Annotated in this window: 16 protein-coding genes and 1 other RNA gene; 12 read left to right on the forward strand and 5 right to left on the reverse strand. The window is 36.8% G+C overall.

Annotated features, from left to right (window positions below):
- Window positions 1–118: 118 nt before the first annotated feature.
- The 4 genes from ffs (at window position 119) to HX021_RS11760 (ending at window position 2,989) form a co-directional block, all read left to right on the forward strand.
- An RNA gene (gene ffs, locus HX021_RS11745) (signal recognition particle sRNA small type) lies at window positions 119–216 on the forward strand.
- Window positions 217–442: 226 nt separating this feature from the next.
- Window positions 443–1,285 (forward strand): acetyl-CoA carboxylase, carboxyltransferase subunit beta, encoded by an 843-nt coding sequence (gene accD / locus HX021_RS11750; protein ID WP_286590536.1) that lies wholly within the window; start codon window positions 443–445, stop codon window positions 1,283–1,285.
- A gap of 657 nt (window positions 1,286–1,942) precedes the next feature.
- Complete coding sequence (locus HX021_RS11755) at window positions 1,943–2,278, forward strand: MerR family transcriptional regulator (RefSeq protein ID WP_286590538.1); 336 nt, start codon at window positions 1,943–1,945, stop codon at window positions 2,276–2,278.
- A 147-nt stretch (window positions 2,279–2,425) separates the two neighbouring features.
- Window positions 2,426–2,989, forward strand: coding sequence for a hypothetical protein (locus HX021_RS11760; RefSeq protein ID WP_286590539.1), 564 nt, complete (start codon window positions 2,426–2,428; stop codon window positions 2,987–2,989).
- 20 nt (window positions 2,990–3,009) lie between these two features.
- Here the strand turns inward: HX021_RS11760 and HX021_RS11765 are convergent, their stop codons facing one another.
- Window positions 3,010–3,636, reverse strand: coding sequence for a carbonic anhydrase family protein (locus HX021_RS11765; protein ID WP_286590542.1), 627 nt, complete (start codon window positions 3,634–3,636; stop codon window positions 3,010–3,012).
- 183 nt (window positions 3,637–3,819) lie between these two features.
- Here HX021_RS11765 and HX021_RS11770 point away from each other — a divergent pair, with 183 nt between their 5' ends.
- A complete protein-coding gene (locus HX021_RS11770; protein ID WP_286590544.1) occupies window positions 3,820–4,488 on the forward strand; it encodes a ferredoxin reductase domain-containing protein in 669 nt (222 codons plus the stop codon).
- A gap of 128 nt (window positions 4,489–4,616) precedes the next feature.
- Window positions 4,617–5,522: a patatin-like phospholipase family protein gene (locus HX021_RS11775; protein WP_286590545.1), complete on the forward strand. Its 906-nt coding sequence runs from the start codon at window positions 4,617–4,619 to the stop codon at window positions 5,520–5,522.
- 8 nt (window positions 5,523–5,530) lie between these two features.
- On the opposite strand, the gene HX021_RS11780 is transcribed toward HX021_RS11775, so the two are convergent.
- Entirely contained in the window at window positions 5,531–6,316 is a 786-nt protein-coding gene (locus HX021_RS11780; protein WP_286590548.1) for an AraC family transcriptional regulator, read from the reverse strand.
- Window positions 6,317–6,502: 186 nt separating this feature from the next.
- Between HX021_RS11780 and HX021_RS11785 the strand changes: the two genes are divergently transcribed.
- The 5 genes from HX021_RS11785 to HX021_RS11805 all read left to right on the forward strand — a co-directional run bounded on the left by HX021_RS11785 (window position 6,503) and on the right by HX021_RS11805 (window position 11,392).
- Window positions 6,503–7,834: a TolC family protein gene (locus tag HX021_RS11785; RefSeq protein ID WP_286590549.1), complete on the forward strand. Its 1,332-nt coding sequence runs from the start codon at window positions 6,503–6,505 to the stop codon at window positions 7,832–7,834.
- 40 nt (window positions 7,835–7,874) lie between these two features.
- Window positions 7,875–8,939: an HlyD family secretion protein gene (locus HX021_RS11790; RefSeq protein WP_286590550.1), complete on the forward strand. Its 1,065-nt coding sequence runs from the start codon at window positions 7,875–7,877 to the stop codon at window positions 8,937–8,939.
- The gene (locus tag HX021_RS11795) at window positions 8,932–10,521 is read left to right on the forward strand and encodes an efflux MFS transporter permease (RefSeq protein WP_286590552.1); all 1,590 of its coding nucleotides are present in this window, start codon (window positions 8,932–8,934) and stop codon (window positions 10,519–10,521) included. Before HX021_RS11790 ends, HX021_RS11795 begins: the two co-directional genes overlap by 8 nt.
- Window positions 10,522–10,553: 32 nt before the next feature.
- Entirely contained in the window at window positions 10,554–10,961 is a 408-nt protein-coding gene (locus tag HX021_RS11800) for a hypothetical protein (protein WP_286590553.1), read from the forward strand.
- A gap of 143 nt (window positions 10,962–11,104) precedes the next feature.
- Complete coding sequence (locus HX021_RS11805) at window positions 11,105–11,392, forward strand: hypothetical protein (RefSeq protein WP_286590554.1); 288 nt, start codon at window positions 11,105–11,107, stop codon at window positions 11,390–11,392.
- A gap of 75 nt (window positions 11,393–11,467) precedes the next feature.
- On the opposite strand, the gene HX021_RS11810 is transcribed toward HX021_RS11805, so the two are convergent.
- Both HX021_RS11810 and HX021_RS11815 read right to left on the reverse strand, forming a co-directional pair.
- The gene (locus HX021_RS11810; RefSeq protein WP_286590555.1) at window positions 11,468–11,821 is read right to left on the reverse strand and encodes a plastocyanin/azurin family copper-binding protein; all 354 of its coding nucleotides are present in this window, start codon (window positions 11,819–11,821) and stop codon (window positions 11,468–11,470) included.
- A 6-nt stretch (window positions 11,822–11,827) separates the two neighbouring features.
- A complete protein-coding gene (locus HX021_RS11815) occupies window positions 11,828–12,370 on the reverse strand; it encodes a DUF4142 domain-containing protein (protein ID WP_286590556.1) in 543 nt (180 codons plus the stop codon).
- A 373-nt stretch (window positions 12,371–12,743) separates the two neighbouring features.
- On the opposite strand from HX021_RS11815, the gene HX021_RS11820 reads away from it, so the two are divergent.
- The gene (locus tag HX021_RS11820; protein ID WP_286590557.1) at window positions 12,744–13,349 is read left to right on the forward strand and encodes a hypothetical protein; all 606 of its coding nucleotides are present in this window, start codon (window positions 12,744–12,746) and stop codon (window positions 13,347–13,349) included.
- 294 nt (window positions 13,350–13,643) lie between these two features.
- Here HX021_RS11820 and HX021_RS11825 read toward each other — a convergent pair whose 3' ends face one another.
- The gene (locus tag HX021_RS11825) at window positions 13,644–14,054 is read right to left on the reverse strand and encodes a 2-amino-4-hydroxy-6-hydroxymethyldihydropteridine diphosphokinase (protein WP_286590559.1); all 411 of its coding nucleotides are present in this window, start codon (window positions 14,052–14,054) and stop codon (window positions 13,644–13,646) included.
- Window positions 14,055–14,158 lie beyond the last annotated feature (104 nt).

The raw sequence follows: 14,158 nt of genomic DNA on the forward strand, positions 1-14,158 counted from the left end.
AATCAAATAAGGCCGCAATATACCTTGGCCTCAATAATTATTCCGATGAAAATCAGCCCACTAGAATAAAAGCGCATTTTTTCTTTCCTAAAACTATTTTTTTTTCTACTTTTGTGGCGGGTAAGTCTTCTACGACCAGCTCCCATTGACTCCCCCAGGTTGGGAACAAAGCAAGGGTATTTGGTTGAGCGGTGCGATAGGAGTAGCTTACCCTTTTTTTATGCCTAAAATTTTGGAAAGCACGCTTATTCTGACCTCTTAATCTGAACCATGTTTTTTCAACGCAATACTTAATCTCAAATTCCATTTTGGCCCACATCCCCTATGTTTGACTGGTCCATTATATGGAAACTACTGAATCGCTGACATTTACATTCAACACAATTATAATTGTATATAAAAGCAAATTTATCTAAGTTTGTAATCGAATAAGAACTATCGTATGAGTTGGTTTAAAAGAGAAAAAGCTGGTATTAGCACAGCTACCGCTAATAAAAAAGAAGCACCAGATGGTATGTGGAACAAGTGTCCCACATGTAAAAAACCTTTGTTGCATCTTGAACAAGTAGAAAACGACTACGTTTGTCAATATTGTGGCCATCACCTCAGAATTGGCTCCAAGGAATATTTTTCAATTTTATTTGATAATAACGAATTTACCGAACTATTTCCTAATCTAAATTCTGGAGATCCACTCGAGTTTTTTGATTCCAAACCATACCCCGAACGCCTAAAGGAAAGTCAAGCCAAAACTGGTCTTAAAGATGCCTTACGTTCTGGTCATGGAAAGATGAATGGCCAGGATATCGTTATTGCCTGTATGGATTTTAGCTTTATCGGTGGTTCTATGGGATCGGTTGTTGGTGAAAAAATAGCCCGTTCCATCGATTATTGTATTGAACATAAAATTCCATTTATGTTAATTTCGAAATCAGGTGGTGCACGCATGATGGAAGCGGCATTTTCGCTAATGCAAATGGCAAAAACTTCCGCAAAACTGGCTTTATTGGCACAGGCAGGCCTTCCCTATGTCTGTCTACTAACAGACCCAACTACAGGTGGTGTGACGGCATCCTATGCCATGCTAGGCGACGTTAACATTGCTGAACCAGGCGCATTGATTGGATTTGCCGGCCCCCGTGTTATCAAAGAAACAATTAAAAAAGATCTTCCAAAAGGATTTCAGACATCTGAGTTTGTCCTTGAACATGGTTTTTTAGATTTCATTGTTGATCGTAGACAACTAAAGGAGAAAGTCGCTACTTATCTCAAGCTGGTCAAATAACGATAAAACAAGGATATATTGAATTGAAAAGCACTTAAGGCAATACCTTAAGTGCTTTTTTTGTTCAATTTCTTACAAATAATGCCAAAATGCCCATATCCTTCTCCGAGAAAGATACTCCGGGTCATGCTCATGCGTATATGCCTCGCATTCAAACGATATACGCCGATAAGCTTTTTCAAAGTCTCTGAAATGAACAAAACGCCATACAAATTCAACTAAATACCAGATGTAAAAGAATATAATCCCCAATTCCAGTGCTTGCCGCAAATGAATACGTTCATGACGGATCAAATCCGCGTTGTTCTTAAAAAAAGCATATTTGAGAAATATCACTGGAAAAATAGTAATCGCATTTGCTCTACCAAAAGAAAATAAATTTGTCCAAAACTTGCTAACTATAATCATCTGATCTTTCAAAAATCTTTTACGAGTATATTCAAACTTAGATAAATTTGCTAGTATACACAATAACAATCATTACTCGTAGGACTGCTCATCTGTTTATCATAGTTCTCTAGGTATCCCAAATCAGATCCAGTTTATCCAGTTCGAAAAGTTACAGCATCTTTTCTGCCCAACGAGAGAAGAGATTGTAATAATTTCTTTTTGAATTGGAATTTTTATTAAGTTTGCTATAGATAAACTGCGAAAAATATGCCGTACAAAGAGCGTGAAATAAATAAATTGTATTATACAATGGGAGAAGTTACAGAGATGTTTGATGTCAATGCATCCCAAATACGTTTTTATGAGCGTGAATTTGATATTCTTCAACCCAAAAAGAATAAAAAAGGGAACCGTCTTTTTACCCAGGAGGATATTGCCAATCTGAAAATCATTTTCAATCTCGTGAAAGAAAAAGGATATACTCTTCAAGGCGCACGGGATTACCTGCGCGACAACAAGTCGGAGGCCAAAGAGAATCAACGTGTTGTGGATTCATTATTGCGTTTAAAAGATTTTTTATTAGAGGTGCGCGATTCTTTATAATTTTTTATATGTTTACCACAATATTCCAGATTTCGGAGTAACTATTTCTATATAGTAATAAAATCGGTACAAGTATGGTTACCCTCTTGGGTAACCATTTTTATTTCTTGATAATAAAATACCTTCCACACTATAAACAAAACTAATATGTCAAAAACATTAACAAACATACTCCAAAAGCCAAGCTTAATTATACTTTCTGATATGTGGGGAATAAAGCGGTCAGCGTGGATCTCCGATTACTTAGAGCAGTTATATGACTCTTTTGACATTATGCTTATTGATTGTATCAATATCGCTAAAATCAATGACTATAATTTAAATGACCAAGAACTTCACCAACGATTTATTGATGGTGGAGTAGAATTAGCAGTTCGTAACTTGATCGACATATCACCGTCAGACAACTATATATTAGGTTTTAGCATAGGTGGATATATTGCTTGGAAAGCATGCTTAGCAGGTTTAAAAGCCAAATCCCTCTTTGCTGTATCATCAACCAGATTAAGAAAAGAGAAGTTATGTCCTGCTATTCCTATACATTTATTTTATGGTCAAACAGATCCTTATCGTCCTGAGAAACCTTGGTTCGATCGCATGAACATTATCCCCCAAATATATGTAAACATGGGGCACAACTGCTATATGTTTAAAGAGAATGCTACCTCAATTAGCTCACAGCTTATAACCTCCTTACCAACTATAAATTAACACAGTAAATAAAAATATTATTATTTCTCAATAAAATCAACAATTCCGCTCTCAACATTATAAAATGCTCCAATGATATTTATTTCATTATTATCATACATCTCACGAAGTACTTTACTTTTGTTCAATACTTCTTTTATTGTATACTCAATATGTCGGCGTGCAACCAAGTCAACACCTGCAGACGAAGATATATCAAGATCATTGTACATACTCTTAGTATGAGTAATTGAGGGCGTTATTTTATCAAGTAAATTAGTTAAATACCCAAGTTCTACTTTCTTACAAGCACCTGTAATTGCCCCACAGCGGGAATGCCCCATTACCACAACCAATTTCGAGCCGGCTAGCTTACAGGAAAATTCCATCGAACCGATGATATCCTCATTAATGACATTTCCCGCAATACGAATACTAAAAATATCTCCCAACCCCTGATCAAAAATCAATTCCGCCGATGTACGGCTATCAATGCAACTTAAAATTACAGCAAAGGGAAATTGGCCATCTTTGGTCTCATTCACTTGTTCTAACAAATTTCTATTTAACTTCAAATTCTTGACAAACCGCTGGTTGCCCTCTTTTAAGAAGGTTAAAGCCAAGTTTGGAGTCACAGACTCCCGATTATTGATTTGATGCGTTCTCATAATGGGTATAAATTTAATTAGCCACAAAGATAACAATGAATATTACTAGGTTCCAAGCAATTCTAATATTTAAAACAAAAACAGGAACAATTCAACACCCAAATTATTAATAATAAATTGTAAATTGTCTTCCGTTTAACCGTGCATTAATGCATCTAAATATTTTTCATATCCCTAAAACAAATGGCTTCTATTGTAAAAATAATCTCTACAAACAAATTGACACATGATGTATTACATATTACGACAGAAAAACCTGATTGTCTTCTTTTCTTACCTGGGCAAGCTGCAGATATTTCAATTAATAAGCCAGGGTGGACAGAATGGAAAAACCCATTTACCTTTACCTCGTTACCGGGAGATAACACACTTGAATTTACCATCAAAATATACCCCGAACACAACGGAGTGACCAAAGAACTACTCACGCTCGTTCCGGGTGATGAATTGATCATTCAGAATATCTTTGGGACGATCAGATATAAAGGAGATGGTATTTTCATTGCAGGGGGGGCAGGAGTCACACCTTTCTTATCCATACTGAAAGATTTATATAAAGAAAATAAAATTAGCGGTAATAAATTGATTCTCGCCAATAAAACAAGAAATGATATCATCGTCGAAGGCTGGCTATCCAAGGCCTTAGAATCCAACTTTATCAACATACTTTCTGAAGAGCACTGTAAAGGTTATGCATACGGGTATATAACGAAACAATTTATTCAACAGCACGTTGACGCAAGACTACAGTACTATTATATTTGTGGACCTGAACCGATGATAAAATCGGTAATCGATAGTTTGTTAGAACTTGGTATCGATAAAAAACAAATCATCCAAGAAAAATTTTGAATCAACTTAATTATGCAAAAATATGCTATAGTTACAGCCCACCAAACCGAATCGGAAAAACAATGGCTTTGCAATTCAATTATAGCAATGAAACCTATTTCTGATAAACAATTTTCAAGTAGAATCTGATGCAAGCACTTGTAATATCTGGGGGAGGAAGCAAAGGAGCTTTTGCTGGCGGTGTTGCTGAATTTCTGATCAATGAAATGAGATACAAATATGACATTTATATGGGTACCTCAACAGGTAGTCTATTAATTTCACATTTGGCATTAGACAAAGTATCCAAAATTAAAAGCATATTTACTTCAGTTGACGAAAGCAATATCTTTGATGCCTATCCATTTCTAATCAGGGAAGACAAGCAACACAATAAACATATCAGTATCAACCATTTGATTATGATCAAAAGTTTTATTGAACGTAAAAAAACTTTTGGAGAGAGCCTAAACTTAAGGAAACTCATAGGAAAAACATTATCAAAAGATGAATTTGAGGTACTTAAAATTCAAAAAAAAGAAATTTGCGTGACTGTTTCTAACCTTTCACTCAATCAAATTGAATACAAATCAATTCAAGACGCTTCATACGAAGATTTTTGTGACTGGATTTGGATTTCATCAAACTATGTTCCTTTTATGAGCTTGGTTGAGAAAAATGGTTACGAATATGCAGATGGTGGATTTGGTTCAATGGTCCCGATCGAAGAAGCCATTAATAAAGGCGCCAAAATCATCGATGTCATTATTCTCGAAACAGAGGTCAACGAACGGAACCAAATGCCATCCAAAAATGTATTTTCGTTACTATCTAATCTACATTTCTACATGACCGAGCGTATAGAGCGACAGAATATACGTATCGGTAAACTTGCAGCGATCAACAAAGGTGTTACGTTAAATTTTTATTATACGCCGACCGAATTAGTCGCTACTTCATTGATTTTTGACAAGAAACTAATGGCCAAATGGTGGTCGATGGGATATCAATATGCTAAGTCCCGGAATGAAAATACCAATGAATTCAGAATCTAACAGTAATCTTATAAACGACGTAAATCCGATGGTCGGGAGTGCGTAAAAGTATAAAATGTATTGCTAAATGAACCTATTGTGTCATACCCAACCGAAAACGCAATATCCGTAACAGAGCTATTAGTCTTTAAAAGCATTTCGATAGCCCTTACCATGCGTAATGTTTTAACGTATTGTAAGAAAGAAATATGTAGTTGGGTCTGAAAAATCCGCGACAATGAACGTTCACTCATGCAGAACTGTTTACTTACAGATTTAAGGCTAATAGGTTCGCCGATGTTTCCCTCCAAATATTGAATTATTCGAGCTACCCGCTTATCCCTACTAACCGGCAAAATAATTGGTAACGCTCGCGTATCAAGCAAGGGCAACAATTTCTTTATCGAAACCAAAAACTCGAAATTATAGTCCTTATAACTAACATGAGTACCATCCCACCGTTCGGTATGATTAATCATCTGAATCAAAAGTTCCGTTGCCGGATAGATCCCCAATTTACCGTAAAAAGGATCATTATCATCGTCATGTGTATAGAAATAGATCGATCGCAATACCGTGCCTGAATGCCCGATACGTAAGATATGGGGGATACCATGTGGTATCCAAAAATAATGTCGTGCTGGCACAACATAAGTCCTCTCATCGATATTAATATAAGCAATTCCACCCTCTACATACCCAAGTTGACCTTTCTTATGGGTATGCAATGGAATTAGTTTTTCCGATTTTTCATGCATGACAAAGGCCGATCTTTCTTGTTCGTCAATCTCCGGCAGCAAAGCAATAAGTCCCATAAAAATCTTTTTATAAAAAAAACACCTATTTCATTGTGTTAACAGTGCAAATTGTTTAAATCATTTAAGATAAAAAAATAAAAAAATATTTTGGCTAGTTTCAATAAAAACATGGCTCTTATAATACATTGTAAAAAAAATGGTACATCTAATTTTGTCCCCGATCAAAAAACAAGCGTATATCAAATGCAAAGAACTATAGTTTTATTATTTTTTCTAGTTTTTCAACAACTTGTCTTTGCAGCTCCCCAATCCGGCATTGCTACAGGTGACACACTTTACCTTACACTACCTGACGCATGGAAGAAAGCCGAGCTGCACAGCAGGTTGATTGAGATACAACGAAAGACAACCGCAATAGCACTCGAAGAGTACAAAGACGCAAAATTAGAGCTATTATTCCCTGAAGTATCGGTCAAGGGAACAGCAGAAAAAGCCTCTAATATTCCGATTTATGAGAACGGTTTATTTTCAAAACCCAAGCAGCATGAGGTGATCCACACCCTCTATCACATTGGCGCTGAATTTTATCAGATACTTTACCATGGCAATAAATATAGACTCAAGATCAAAGCCGATAAAACATCACATCAGCTCAGCGAGGTGCAGGAAAATAAGGTCGTGTCCGATATCCGCTACAAGACCGCTTCACTCTATCTGGACCTACAACGCTGTTTACTATTTAAAGACCTCATTGTAAAAGATATAATGGACCAAGAAGAGCAATTAAAAGAAATCAAAAGCTTTCACAAAAATGGGGTTGTTCTAAAAAGTGATGTTTTACGTATTGAACTTGATCTTTCCAAAAGGAAAATGGCACTCGTCACTATTGACAATGATATCCTCATTGCCAGTCAGAAGCTCAACATTATTTTAGGTGAGCCTGATGAGCGAAAAGTTTATCCTTTGATGATCGATGCCCAAAAAGTAGGAAGACTCCCTTACCAACATTACTTAGAACAAGCATTAAAACATTCATTTGCATATCACATTTCAGAAAAACAAACTGAACTAAGTGCCATTAATCTCAAAAAAGTAAAGGCCAATACGCGCCCCAACATCGGCATTTATGGGGAATTCTACTATGCTAACCCGCAGATTTTTCTCGCGCCTTATAATCCCTCTTGGTATTCACTCGGTGTTATTGGGGTAAAGGCAACCTATCCTTTATCAGCATTATATCACAATATCCATAAAGTCAATGCCGCAAAGTTAGAGCTGGATAAAGAGGAAGAAGCGCATCATCATACAGAAGATATGGTCCGTCAAGCTGTAAAGGAAGCTTACCTACGCTACGAAGAAGCATTAAAACAGATTGATGTTTCTGAAGTTGACGTCAAACAGGCCCAGGAGAATGCCCGCATCATCAAAAACACCTACTTCAATCAGACATCATTGATAACAGATCTTTTGGATGCCGATATTCAGTTGTTACAGGCCCGTTTTGAACTTGCTGCAGCCCGTATATTGGCACAGGACAAATACTACTTACTCCAAAACGTTATTGGAATCCTATAGAGATTATAATGAATGTACCAACACAAAATAAATTACAGAAATGAGAAAAAAATACACTGTCACAGATCAACTGATCACTAAGATCACCGGTTGGATTGCGGGCCTTATTGTCGTCGCTATGGCTATATGGGGTGTGTATACACTTTGGGGCTACTACATCTACGAGCAAACCAACGATGCCCAGGTACAAGAATATGTCAATCCGGTCATATCCAGAGCGGGCGGTTTTGTTGTTGACGTCAAATTTGAAGAAAACCAACATGTCAAAAAAGGGGATACGCTTTTCTTAATCGACAATAGAGAATATATACTTCAAGAAGAACAGACCAAAGCTTCTTTACAAAAAGCCGAAGCGCAGCTCCATGTACTGGAAAGCAACATTGAAACCCTGACAAAAACAGCTAGTGCATATGCTGCACAGGTCAATAGCAACAAAGCGAAACTATGGAAACAGCAGTTAGATTTTGACCGATATCAAAAACTGTATGCCGAAGAATCTGCTACAAAGCAAAAAATAGAAGAAGTACAAGCGACACTTGATGTCAATAACAACGATTACCAATCAGCCAAAGACAACCACGGCGCCTCCCTGTTACGTATCGAAGATATTAAAGTGGAGCGCTCCGTTGTTCTGGCGGAAATCGCCCGGTTGAAATCACTTTTGAATCGGCACAAATTGGATGTGAGCTATACTGTTATCGTGGCACCCTATGACGGGCGGATGGGGCGGCGCACTATCGAACCTGGCCAGATGATCGACGTGGGTCAGCCTTTGGCCTTTATCGTCAATGACGAAACCGATAAATGGATTGTTGCCAACTATAAGGAAACCCAGGTCGCTACCATGCATGTTGGTGACACCGTGAAAATAATTGCGGACGCTTTTCCTGACAGGGAATTTAGAGGAACTATTATTTCACTATCACCTGCAACAGGATCTAGCTTCTCTCTTTTACCCCCTGACAATTCAACTGGTAACTATGTTAAAATTGTTCAACGTGTTCCTGTCAGAATACGCGTGGATGGCCAACGTAAAGAAATCGACCTTTTAAAAGTTGGGATGAACGTCAATGTTTACACACCAAAGAAACAAAATCGTGGATAATACCATACCTATTTTTAAATCTTGGGTTCCCGAATGGATGATCAAAATCGTACTCTTCATCTTGTTATTACCGAGTATTGTTTTATTTTTCCTACCTATTACAAATATACAGGCGGCAGCGGGGTACTACGGGAGTGAGCCTGCAGACATGCAATTTTCAGTAGCCCTATTCTATGCGGGATATGTTGGTTTTTACAGCTTAGAGCGCCGGTTCTTCAACTATTTAGCCGCTAGGGAATATTTTATCCTATTTACATTTTTATTAATGTTGACATCATGGATATGTTATAACACACACGAAGTTTACATTTTTTTTCCAATTCGGTTTATTCAAGGACTATTGTTTGCCAGTACAGTCAATCTCTCACTCTCCTTAATGTTTACAAGATTGAAAAGTGAGCGGGCGCGCGAAGTTAGCTTTTCCGTATTTTTTGGATTATTGATTTGTGCACTACCCTTTAACAATATCGTCACAGCTGATCTTATAGACAATTTTAATTACAACATTGTTTATAAGGGGGCACTATTCTCCTATCTCCCCAGTCTTATCTTTCTTCCGCTGACCATGAACCGTATAAGGCTCAATATCAGATTTCCATTATACAAACTCGACTGGCAGAGTTTTGCCATATATAGTATCGGTCTGGCACTTATTGGTTATATACTCATTTTCGGTCAGGAATATTATTGGTTTGGGGATCCAAGGATACGATACAGCATGTTAAGCTTAATAGGTTTAACAGCACTATTCATTATACGACAGCGCGCCATGAAACGACCATATATAGATCTGCGTATATTTAGATCGCGTAGTTTCAAAGCCGGATTACTGATTCTGTTTATCATGTATATCTGTCGTTTCGTATCGGGTATAACCAATGGATACTTTACAAGCCTTTTGGGTTTTGATCCGATGCACGTCTCCTATATCAATGCCTTTAATCTTTTTGGTTTAATATCCGGGACAATAATTGCGGCTTGTTTAATTATTCAAAAGAAAAATATTCGACTTATCTGGAGCATAGGCTTTATTCTTTTATTGATATTCCACCTGATCATGTTTTACCATTCGGATGTTCAGGCAGATGAATACAAATATTTTATACCGCTTTACATACAAGGTTTTGGTGTGGGAATTATCATGGTACCTACCATTATTTACACCATCTCATCTGTTGCCGTGTCCCGCGGGACATCTGCAGCAGCCATCAGTTTAGCCATCCGTTATCTTGGCTTCTGCGGCAGTATAGCATTGATCAATTATTTTGAGCTGTTCGGAAAAAGTAAGCATTACAATGCTTTCCAAGACCATTTATCCGTTTTAGATTATCCCGTAGTCCATCATATGCAGACCCAAGCAAATATTTTGCTGTCAAAGGGTCTGCATCCTGGACTATCCTCAAAAGCTACCGACAAGTTATTGATCTCGACGTTAAATAAACAGGACCAACTACGGTTCGCGATGGATTATTATGAATTAATTGCTTGGCTTATTGTTGGTATTTTACTCCTGATTTCGTTATCGCCTTATCTGGGGAAAACAATTATACGGTTACGATCAAGACGATTGTCACCAGCATAAGATTACTATCATATATCTCATACTTAAACAAAATGCGTATTAAACTACTATTTATATTGACTCTGCTTTTCACCTGCATAGCTTGCGACAAAGAGCACAAAGCATTTACGGTAAAAACCATTCAGCTTAATCATTACAAACCACATGGTCTTCCAAAACAGTTACTCTACCTCAAAGTATTGGAGAATGATGGTACTACAGTCTTAGCTGAAACGGACCAATATCCAAGTGAATATACACTTCCTGCACGATTCATTGTACACCCGCAGCTCTCATTACCACTATATGCACAAAACTTTACGATACAATTATGGGGCGATGTGACAGGCTTTTTAGGAGAATGTGAAGTTAATATGCACAACTATAAGATTATATTTCCTATAGAAATGGAAGTAGACAGTGAAGAATTAGGTATATCCCTATCAGGGAGCTGGCAATAATAAAGATTTTTTTCCGAAGTCAATTGAAATTGGCCCAAAGATCAGCACGAATTATTAACGATATATCGAACAAAATATGAGGTTTACATCAGCTTTGACAGCATATATTTAGTAACTTGTATCGTATCTAAAATGGTCACATTATGAACAATGAGTTATTAATATCCATACTTGCCTCGATTCCCGAGCACGAAACTGCGGAAAAGGTCGAAACTATGTTCAATCATATCAAGGAGAATCCGCGCAATAACAATGATTTACTGAAGATGACAACAATAGCAGATTTTTCACCTGAGGACTGGAGTTTTATTAACAAAAGAGCGCTGAGAGCAGGAGCTCTGCATCAAGAACAAGGAAATGGAAACAGAGCCGAAGCTTATATCAACAGCATAACCGCCGATCTAAAGCATATCTTCAACTATGATTTTTAGCATCCTGCTCTAACTGTAAATGCTCCACTTCGAATTGCATCAGAAGTGGAGCATCTATATCCAAATTGGATCTAATCAGTTCACATTGATTTTACCTTCCATGACAACATGGATCGTACAATAATATTCGACAGTCTTATCGGGGACAAACTGCCATTTATCTCCAGGTTTCAAATCGGGTGACGCCCATATATTTCCCATTTCTGTCGCATTGTGCGAGACTACATCTTTATTGACGAACGTGACGGTATCGCCTTTGCTAATAGTCAGGTCTTGCGGGCTAAACACCATATTCTCGATGATCACCTCATGGTTACCATGACTTGCATTACTTTGATCGGACGAGTTCCCACCACAGCCTCCCAAAATAATCAGGCTTGCAACAACACCAATTATATTCCATACTTTCTTCAATATTTGGTATTTCATGGCTTTCTATTTAAATTTTAACTGAATCATTTCTGCATGTTTCAGATGTATTTTCAATGTCGGTAATACTTTTTCCAAAAGCGTTTTCAGCTCAGCATTTTTGGTTTGGGGAATCAAAACTTTCTCAACTGCGTCTATAACAGCTTTATGATAGCCTACCTCATTATCAATATAAGCTTTGTCAAATACTTTGCCCTTCTTTTTGTTCAATTGGCTTTTGGTCGTTTTAGCGCCATCAAGCAGTGATTTGGTAACGGCATTGTGTTCTGGTGTTACCTGTAGTTTCTTTGCCAGTGCCACCGCTAAACCGATAACGGCATTGTGATCGTCTTTCATCGTTTGGGCAAATCGTTTTACATCGGCATTTTGGGATATCTTTTGCGCTATCTCCGCATATTCAACATCGATCTGGTTGGCAGTTACTGCAACCGATGCAATCTGTGCATCATTCAATTTTGGTGTATTTTGTCCCTGTGCACCGAGCCCAACGAACAACAATACAGCGAGCAACAGACTCGTCATAAAAAGACCTTTTTTCGTATTTTCCATGATTTAAAAAATTTAATGTGTTTACCTATTTCATTAGAGGAGAGCATCAATCAAAAGATTACAGTCTAAACAAAAAAAGCCACATCTCACGACATGGCCCAAACTATGAAACTAAAAACATACCTTTTTACTAAAAAGGCTTACTAAATTTAAATTAGCATTTTACCTAAACAAAGGTAGAGTTAACAGACCATAAATACAAGATATCTTAACGCGAGGGTAAGATAATTTAATTATACGATCTAATAAAAAATAGTCTTTCCCGACAAAGTGGAGTTATTTTTGCTATGCAATATGACCATTTAATACATTAAAAACTATTACACCAAATATTTACGTAGAATAAATGATAAAATCAAAGCTCACTGCCTACATGAAGACAGCCCATGGCTGGGAAAAGATCAGTCGCTGGCAGCTTCTAAATATGCCACAAGCAACATACAAAAAATTCAAAGATAAATTTCAGCCATTTTATTTAGGTGCGAGCGAAGAATCTCCAAGATTGACCTTTAATATAGCACAAAAAACTTTTCGTTTTCTCCCAGGTCAATTTGAGGAGACTGAAAAACAATCTGCTGGAATGACTTATCCAGAACAATTCCTTCCAGCCGAAGAAAGGAAAAAGAAAAATGAACAAGAATTTGAAAAAATTAAAGAAATACCTATCTATTTAGAAACTGGAAATTACAGTGAACTTCCTAAACAAATTTTAAAATATGTAGACATTGTAAAACCGCTTTCGGAATGGTATGAAATAGGTATTAAACCAAAAAAGGAAAAATATGGAAAATGGAAAGCTATAAAAAGAGAAGAGCGATATTTTGGTTTTCACGATGCTGATCTAAGAATGCAAAGTCATAAAGTTTCACTTGAAACAGGTAAAAGAGTTACGGAAAAGCCTTATTGCATAAAAGCATTAAATGAACAAGGTATTCCTTTAACAGACTTTGTTGCTTATGGGGAAGATGTATGGTTATAATTATAGGATCGCCCTATTCTATAAAGAACAGGGTTAAACCGCCGAACGATCAATTCGTAAAACTGCTTATCACCTCGCAGTACACGGTCTATTATTTCATTTTCTGTCATATTGCAGTTTTATATTAATTATATTCTACCCCTTCTTTCTTACAATAGAGTTCGTAAATCAACAATTGGTTACAGGTATTAAAAATAACAATGATGGAGCTGACTAGTGCTATTCCCGGCTTGAACGAAAAAATGAAGGAATTAAATGACAAAACTATCCATTTCCTCGGCTAACAAGTATAGATTAGGTATTCGGTCTCCAAGTTAATAATGCGGGTTGTAATTGTTTAATAAAATCAAATAGAAATGGATATTTAATAACTTTACTTTTATTAACAATTGTACCATCATAAGTCACCAGATCTAAATCAATATCATGCGAACTATCATTATTCGCTGTGCAATCAATATTCATCAAATCTGCAATACATCGAAGCTTATTTTCTAAAAGTATCTTTGATAGCGTTGTGCTTATGAGTACTGCCTCATTTAAAAAGTCTCCCTCATTGATAGGCCTCAAAAATTTTGTACAGATAATATCCGAGTATTTTATCATCGTACCGAGGTCTTTAAGACACCCCAACATCTTAATTAATTTTGTAGCAGGCATGGTATTAGTACCCAATACGATCAAAGCTGTGTAATAAACGACCATTGTCAAATTGCGTTAACTACTCCTATAGAGTACCTAAATATAAAAAAGGTTACAAAAAATTAGCAGACACCATTAAATAAAACTTAAATACGGCCTCAGATATA

It is taken from the genome of Sphingobacterium sp. N143 (assembly GCF_030325625.1).
In the GTDB taxonomy this organism is placed as follows: Bacteria; Bacteroidota; Bacteroidia; order Sphingobacteriales; family Sphingobacteriaceae; genus Sphingobacterium.

Excerpts from the sequence above, each read along its gene's own strand:
- HX021_RS11825 (WP_286590559.1), bottom strand. The coding sequence starts at position 14,054 with ATGGTCGTTTATTACACAGCTTTGATCGTATTGGGTACTAATACCATG.
- HX021_RS11765 (WP_286590542.1), bottom strand. The coding sequence starts at position 3,636 with ATGAGAACGCATCAAATCAATAATCGGGAGTCTGTGACTCCAAACTTG.
- HX021_RS11810 (WP_286590555.1), bottom strand. The coding sequence starts at position 11,821 with ATGAAATACCAAATATTGAAGAAAGTATGGAATATAATTGGTGTTGTT.
- HX021_RS11805 (WP_286590554.1), top strand. The coding sequence starts at position 11,105 with ATGAACAATGAGTTATTAATATCCATACTTGCCTCGATTCCCGAGCAC.
- HX021_RS11785 (WP_286590549.1), top strand. The coding sequence starts at position 6,503 with ATGCAAAGAACTATAGTTTTATTATTTTTTCTAGTTTTTCAACAACTT.
- HX021_RS11760 (WP_286590539.1), top strand. The coding sequence starts at position 2,426 with ATGTCAAAAACATTAACAAACATACTCCAAAAGCCAAGCTTAATTATA.
- HX021_RS11790 (WP_286590550.1), top strand. The coding sequence starts at position 7,875 with ATGAGAAAAAAATACACTGTCACAGATCAACTGATCACTAAGATCACC.
- HX021_RS11820 (WP_286590557.1), top strand. The coding sequence starts at position 12,744 with ATGAAGACAGCCCATGGCTGGGAAAAGATCAGTCGCTGGCAGCTTCTA.
- accD (WP_286590536.1), top strand. The coding sequence starts at position 443 with ATGAGTTGGTTTAAAAGAGAAAAAGCTGGTATTAGCACAGCTACCGCT.
- HX021_RS11800 (WP_286590553.1), top strand. The coding sequence starts at position 10,554 with ATGCGTATTAAACTACTATTTATATTGACTCTGCTTTTCACCTGCATA.
- HX021_RS11770 (WP_286590544.1), top strand. The coding sequence starts at position 3,820 with ATGGCTTCTATTGTAAAAATAATCTCTACAAACAAATTGACACATGAT.
- HX021_RS11780 (WP_286590548.1), bottom strand. The coding sequence starts at position 6,316 with ATGGGACTTATTGCTTTGCTGCCGGAGATTGACGAACAAGAAAGATCG.
- HX021_RS11815 (WP_286590556.1), bottom strand. The coding sequence starts at position 12,370 with ATGGAAAATACGAAAAAAGGTCTTTTTATGACGAGTCTGTTGCTCGCT.
- HX021_RS11775 (WP_286590545.1), top strand. The coding sequence starts at position 4,617 with ATGCAAGCACTTGTAATATCTGGGGGAGGAAGCAAAGGAGCTTTTGCT.
- HX021_RS11755 (WP_286590538.1), top strand. The coding sequence starts at position 1,943 with ATGCCGTACAAAGAGCGTGAAATAAATAAATTGTATTATACAATGGGA.